The 6,051-nt window shown below is 39.2% G+C and carries 7 protein-coding genes and 1 pseudogene; 5 read left to right on the top strand and 3 right to left on the bottom strand.

What is annotated here, in order from left to right; translation table 11 throughout:
- The first annotated feature begins 273 nt into the window (after nt 1–273).
- Nucleotides 274–675 (top strand): QcrA and Rieske domain-containing protein, encoded by a 402-nt coding sequence (locus G4P69_RS35015; protein ID WP_208339929.1) that lies wholly within the window; start codon nt 274–276, stop codon nt 673–675.
- Between the two features lie 249 nt (nt 676–924).
- Complete coding sequence (locus G4P69_RS35010) at nt 925–2,136, top strand: HEAT repeat domain-containing protein (RefSeq protein WP_208339930.1); 1,212 nt, start codon at nt 925–927, stop codon at nt 2,134–2,136.
- Between the two features lie 71 nt (nt 2,137–2,207).
- Here G4P69_RS35010 and G4P69_RS35005 read toward each other — a convergent pair whose 3' ends face one another.
- A complete protein-coding gene (locus G4P69_RS35005) occupies nt 2,208–2,561 on the bottom strand; it encodes a hypothetical protein (protein WP_208339931.1) in 354 nt (117 codons plus the stop codon).
- A gap of 127 nt (nt 2,562–2,688) precedes the next feature.
- On the opposite strand from G4P69_RS35005, the pseudogene G4P69_RS35000 reads away from it, so the two are divergent.
- Nucleotides 2,689–3,357 (top strand): annotated as a pseudogene (locus tag G4P69_RS35000) (ATP-binding protein); the annotation flags it as partial.
- Nucleotides 3,358–3,955: 598 nt separating this feature from the next.
- Complete coding sequence (locus G4P69_RS34995) at nt 3,956–4,204, top strand: hypothetical protein (protein ID WP_208339932.1); 249 nt, start codon at nt 3,956–3,958, stop codon at nt 4,202–4,204.
- A 210-nt stretch (nt 4,205–4,414) separates the two neighbouring features.
- Here G4P69_RS34995 and G4P69_RS34990 read toward each other — a convergent pair whose 3' ends face one another.
- Together G4P69_RS34990 and G4P69_RS34985 are read right to left on the bottom strand one after the other, a co-directional pair.
- Complete coding sequence (locus G4P69_RS34990) at nt 4,415–5,332, bottom strand: nucleotidyl transferase AbiEii/AbiGii toxin family protein (protein WP_208339933.1); 918 nt, start codon at nt 5,330–5,332, stop codon at nt 4,415–4,417.
- A gap of 19 nt (nt 5,333–5,351) precedes the next feature.
- Nucleotides 5,352–5,513: a hypothetical protein gene (locus tag G4P69_RS34985; RefSeq protein WP_208339934.1), complete on the bottom strand. Its 162-nt coding sequence runs from the start codon at nt 5,511–5,513 to the stop codon at nt 5,352–5,354.
- A 296-nt stretch (nt 5,514–5,809) separates the two neighbouring features.
- Here G4P69_RS34985 and G4P69_RS34980 point away from each other — a divergent pair.
- The coding region (locus tag G4P69_RS34980) for a LysR family transcriptional regulator (protein ID WP_208354513.1) at nt 5,810–6,051 on the top strand (242 nt) is incomplete at its 3' end.

The raw sequence follows: 6,051 nt of genomic DNA, 5'->3' as shown, positions 1-6,051 counted from the left end.
ATTGTTCTCGCACACTTACTAATTTGTTCTTTGTTGATTTCTCCTGATACTTTTTTTGTACCGGCGTTACATATCCCTAAGTTAATGTTACGAAATGAAAAGAATCGTATAATTCGCTACAAAAATGCCAATAATTTGCACTAAATGTATTAAAGTGATGCGTTTTTTGCATAAATAAAACCAAATAAGTACAACATTGGCAGTTATACGAACTTGTAGCCGATCTCAGATGCCAACAAATAGAATGAGATTTTCAACTTTTTTTGAGCAGGTATGAATCGTCGTAATTTTTTAACTTTCGTTGGTGTGGGTTGGATAGCAAGTTCTTTACCGGTAGCGATCGCAGCTTGTGCTTCCGAGAAGACATCTAAAGGCTGGCAAACAGTAGGTACAATAGGAGAGTTAGATAAAACGGGTCAGTTGCTTGCAAAAAATTCACCCGTTGGATCAGTTTTAGTTGTTGGCCGATCTAAAAGCAGTAACCTAGTTGCTGTCGACCCTACCTGTACTCACAAAGGTTGTACAGTCGAGTGGAAAGGTGATGCGAAAAAATTCCAATGTCCCTGTCATGGTGCAGAATATGGGGCTGATGGTAAGGTGCTAAAAGGTCCAGCAAATGACCCCCTAAAAACTTACTCGGCTAAAATTGAGGGAAATTCGGTTTTGGTTCAATAGGAAACGTACGACCAAAACCCAAAAACCCAGTCGCAATGACTGGGTCTTTTCAGGGTATGTCCCGTCAGGTTAATATAGAGTTTAGTTATAGTAAGTTAGCTAATTGAGGACTACAACACTGCGTTAAGCGATTCCGGAAAAGGTGGTTCTTTTTGAGTCTATGCAAACCGACAGAACGTTACAAAAGATCGATGCACCCAGAAGCGTAGCACCTCGTTATCGCCATGCGCATACAGTGGGAAAAAATTTGTGAATAAAATCAACCAGCTTTTAATACAAGCACAAACAGCACATGATACAGCTGACTGGTCATTAGTGATTCAATGCTTACAGCAATTGACTGTGCAAGAGAACTTGGAAAATCCCGAGATAGCGAAAAATACAGAAAAATTGCTGGAATTTGCACTTGCTGTTTTAACGATGGGGGATTTTCAGCAGCGTTGGGAAATAGCTCAGGTACTCAGCAAGTTTGGAGCGATCGCCATCCCTCAACTGATTAGCATTTTGGAGGATGACGAGTCTGAAGAAGAATTGCACTGGTATGCAATGCGAATCTTGGGGGATATGAAAAACTCAGACGCGATCGCGCCTTTGGTTGAATTAATTAAAAGCAATAATAATGAAGAACTCAAGGGAATGGCGGCAGCAGCACTAGGAGAAATAGGCACTTTAGCTATTTTTGCCTTAACTGAACTCTTAAAAGATAGAAACACGCGGCTATTAGCTGTGCAATCGCTCTCATACATTCGCAATAACGAAACTATCACACCTTTATTAAGTGTGGTGGAAGATTCACAAGTTGCTGTCCGCGTCGTCGCAATTGAAGCACTTAGTAGCTTTCATGATCAGCGGGTACCATCAGTGCTTTTAAATGCTTTGAACGATGTAGCAAGTTCAGTTAGGCGCGAAGCAGTGATTGCTTTGGGTGAACGTCCTGGGTTATGTGCCGAGTTAGATTTGGTGACAAAGCTGAAATCTAGACTTTATGATTCAGACGAAGATGTTTGTTGTGCAGCAGCGATCGCTATGAGTAAAATGGGTTCTGACAGTGCTGCTTACCATTTGTTTGAGGCACTAATCGCACCCAACAGACCACTAAAATTACAACTCGAAATTATCCGCGCTTTGATGTGGGTAGGTACATTGTCAGGGTTGGAGTATTTGCACTCCTCATTTTATGAATTGGAATCTGTGACGTTATGGCAAGAAATTGTTGCGGTTTTGGGACGAGTCAATTCTCCAACGTTAACTGATAAAGCACTACAAATCTTGCTGGATATTTTACACTCCAAACATGCAGCAGTGGAGATTGCCGTGATTAGAAGTGCGATCGCTCTGTCGTTGGGTCAACTAGGTAATATACAAGCATTGGAGCCATTAACAGCAATGTTGACAGATCAAGATCCCCAAGTGAGACTACACGCAAGCGCAGCACTAAAGAATTTGACCGCATCCGTCTAAGTAGTAGAGAAGCTATGAAGTGTGTTTTATCAGTCAATAACTGATAACTGATAACTGTTCACTGATAACTGTTAAGCTAGAGTGTATAAGCCTTGCTTTCTTCTAAATTCAAGTTCAGTTTCGTCTGTTAGTTTTTGCTCTTCAAACTCTTGCTCATCAAATTGAATGAGTAACACGTAATACTGGTTATTCTTTTGAACGTACTTCCAAGAAGCAGAAATTTCAAGTTGTTGGGTTAAGCAGTAAATTATTTCTGTGATTTGACTATCTGCTGGGAAAAAAACAGGTGTATCTTTTATTTCGACTGATTGCTTATGTTCCAAAAGAGCATCTATCATCACATCTTGCGCTTTTGAATAAAACTGTTGATATCTGTTTCTTTCAACGAAAAAATTTTGAATAGTATTCTTGATTTCTTTAAACATATTATAAAGTTTTGGTATAGTCGCTTAGCTAATTGATGACTACAACACCGCGTTAAGCGATTCCGCAAAAGTTGGTTCTTTTTTTCGGGTAAACTTAAAGTTATCCATGTTCACGCAAAAATATTGCATGTCCCGTTGGTTTAACATTGCAGGTCCATGTAGAGCAGATAAACACTACATGTTACCACCCACCAGTCGGTTACCTGACTTGGAACTATCAATTGAGCAAGAGAGCTATTTTGTAGTTCACGCACCTCGCCAAACAGGTAAGACTACCGCTATGTTAGCTCTAGCTTCAGAACTAACAGCGAGCGGGCGTTACGCAGCAGTCGTGGTATCAGTAGAAGTCGGAAGCGCGTTTAATAATGACCCAAGTGCAGCAGAATTAGCAATTCTTGGTGCTTGGCGGGATACAATTGCAATCCGGTTACCTAAAGACTTACAACCTTCTGCCTGGGTTTATGAAGAACCGGGACAAAGAATTCGAGCTAATTTACAGTTTTGGGCGCAAGCTTCACCACGACTGTTAGTAGTCTTCATCGATGAAATTGATTCCCTACAAAATGAAATTCTAATTTCTGTTTTACGGCAGTTACGCGATGGTTATCCCAACCGTCCCGAAAATTTCCCTTCATCTGTAGGATTGATAGGTTTGCGGGACGTGCGTGATTACAAAATTGCATCTGGTGGTAGTGATAGGTTAAATACCGCAAGTCCTTTCAATATTAAAGTCAGTTCCTTAACCCTGAGAAACTTTAACGCTGCTGAAGTCGCGGAATTATATCAGCAGCATACCGAAGTATAGCCAGGGATTTTGAGAAGCATAAACGCATTAGATGGTATATATATGATGTGGCGTCAAGTTATCACCCCTACGTCCCGTTTTAAGTAACTCACCATAAGAACCAACAGCACCCTCTCCGGGGAGCAACGGACTTGACATGATTTAGAATTCCAAAATACCTTTATTGTCCTGTAAAAAAACAAAGATTATTGTCAACCGTAGTTAAAGCGTCCCTCAATGTTTATGTTAAGTTAGTCATTCCATTCCTGAATTTTCCACCAATAGACAGCACAGTTACAAGGGTTTCAGTCACATAGATTTAAATTTTCACACGTCGCCTAAGATTATTAGTTTACTAGAAGCTGAAAGTATTGTCCATTCGTAGACCAAAATTTTAATATCAGGATTTCCTGACAAAGTTTACAATCGAAAGATTTATTTTTTAAATCAGAATCTAGCTCCTGTTCTAGAACACTTATCAATCAAAGACAAACTGTGCATGGTGATGAATGATAGCCGTAATGTACTCATAGCAAGAGAGCTACAAGGAAGCCTAACCCGTCTATCGGTTATCATTTAATATATTGAGAGCAATAACGAGAGCTTAAAAATGACCCTCAAAGAACAATTAATCCACGAAATTGAGACAGAGCCTGATCCCGTCATCGAAGAAGTTTTTGACTTTTTACTATTAGCAAAAATCAAACATCACCGCTTACAAGAACCACCCAAACCTTTTGGCGTATTTATAGAAGAACTGATTGCTGATATCCCCCAGGAGGTTTTAGATATCCTGCCAACAGACAGTGCTGAACGGCATGACCACTACATCTATGGCACACTTAAACAGAATCCATGAAGATCAGCTACAGCGACGATTACGCTAAAATTAAGACGATTTAATCAAGGCATGGGTAGGGAATTGAACAATGGCAACAGAGACAGTAACTCTTCAAATCCCGGAAATACTCTATCAACGTTTACTCAACACTGCCCACGCGCAACGCCGCTCCACTGAAATAGAATTTAGGTCTAGGCGCTGGCGAAGATACTACAACAGATTAAATTTTTAATTCCTTGGATTCGAAGATTCAAAGTCAAGAAGTAGCAAATTTATACCATCCATTATTATTGGAAATTTTTCTTCAGGTACGTTTAATTGCTGAAAACATTTATCTCTATATCCTTCTTTTTGGGTAAAAATAGTGATAGCTTTAATTAATGGCTTTTTCACTTCGTAGCTTTCTTCAGCTTTAGCGATCGCCTGTGGGGGTATTTCGCTATTTACACGCAATATTGCTAAATCAATCAAATCTCTAGACTGTGTGCTTGAATCGTTCCATCTGTCAGCATTAGCCATGAGCTTTGATGTGAACCTATCGCTTATACTTAGACAAGGGATTTTCGCCCATATAGGATAAACAGGAGAGTCTAAAGTAAACATCCCATTTGCTACAATTTCCACTTTAATAGTTGTTTCATTAACTACAACAGGGAAACGAATACCATATTGATTTATTGTAGTTTCACCTAATTCGATATCTGTCGTACTTTGAAATAATGCTACAATTCCTTCATCGTAAATCAAGTTTCTTAAATACCTGTAATTTTCAGATCCAAAAGGGAAGAGAAAATCAATATCTTTACTAAGCCTGTATTCACCATATTCTAACGCCAAGAGCGTACCCCCACCAAAGTATGCAGAAGCTTTTTCGAGAACTTCTGGATTGAAAGCATTCAGAATTGTAAGTATATTATTGTGATGTTCGAAACTAAACATTTCCAAATCTGGTAATAACCAAGAGTTATATTTTTTTGCTAAATAATGAACAAATTTTTTTTCTTCTTGTTTGAAATTTTTGAAGGTAGTTCTATGATGCCAATTGCGTTGATATAATTGAATAATTTCATTCTCACTCATTTGATATACATTTTTTAGCTGCCAACCAATAGATTCTAGAAATGGTAGCTTTTGTGGATTGAGCATAAAATTATTTTTTTTAATTTCATCCTGTAGTTTTAGACTCTAGGTCACTATCTTCGCCATAATGAGCGGGAATACTTTCGTCCCATACGTGGGTACTAGGGTGAAATTTCCAGTACTGGGGGTATAGGGTTTGGTTTGCGAGCTTTTGTGCTTCTTCTGGCGGCATTGCTAACAGCCGCATTCTCGCTTCTATCTAGTAAATTAGATTTAGCCCACAAGTCTAATCAGACACCGTGCTGATCCAAGTGTAACCAACCTACGATACTATTGGCGAATGTACTAGAAGGGATTGAATCTTTGAATTCAAAGATTCAAAGTCAACAAGAAGCAAATTTATTTTATGTTGTAGTGCAGGAATCTTGACCGCTTTGGTAATAAAGTAGGGATCAACATTCAATTTGTAGCAGAGTATACGAAATCTTATACATAAATCGGTTAATTTGATTGGAGCCATAAGCGTGATTCAAACTACATAAAATGCGGCTAGAGCAGTTGCAAGCTTTTCTGGCGATCGCAGAAACTGGCAGCTTTCAACAAGCGGCAAAGAAATGCGGTGTCACTCAATCCAGTGTAAGTCGGCAGATTCAGGCACTAGAAACAGATTTGGGGTTAGAGCTGTTTCATAGGAAAGGTCAGGCAAAGTTAACATTAGCAGGTGAACTCTTGCTACCTCGCGCCCGCAAAATTTGCCAAGAATGGGAGACTGTGACACAGGAAAT

The organism is Aetokthonos hydrillicola CCALA 1050 (assembly GCF_017591665.1).
GTDB classification, from domain to species: domain Bacteria; phylum Cyanobacteriota; class Cyanobacteriia; order Cyanobacteriales; family Nostocaceae; genus Aetokthonos; species Aetokthonos hydrillicola.
This window is presented reverse-complemented; position numbering and strand designations above follow the sequence as displayed.